The following is a 255-nucleotide window of genomic DNA, read 5'->3' as shown; positions in this document are numbered from 1 at the left end:
AACACTCAACTTCTGGAGCATGCAGTGCGTACAGCTTGTTTTTGTCCTTCTGCTTCTGAGACAGGATCCGCCTCGTGCGGCTGATCAATTCCTGCAGCGCGATGCGCCCAGTGTCGGCGACTGAATCAAGCTGACGCTCGACATCACGCATCACCCGCCCAACGCGCGAGCGCAACGTGCGCAGCGCCTTCTTCATGCGCTTGTACTGCTTCGCATGCGCGTAGCGGCCAATCTGACGCGCCAGGTGCGGCGCGT

At 60.4% G+C, this 255-nt stretch carries 1 pseudogene; it reads right to left on the bottom strand.

Going from position 1 to position 255, the window contains the following annotated elements:
* Positions 1–255: pseudogene (locus AB3X95_RS39015) on the bottom strand (IS5/IS1182 family transposase); the annotation flags it as partial.

Source organism: Paraburkholderia sp. BR13444 (genome assembly GCF_040948755.1).
Taxonomy (GTDB): domain Bacteria; phylum Pseudomonadota; class Gammaproteobacteria; order Burkholderiales; family Burkholderiaceae; genus Paraburkholderia; species Paraburkholderia youngii.
Note: the sequence above shows the minus strand (reverse complement) of the source record. Positions and strands in the feature narration are given on the sequence as shown.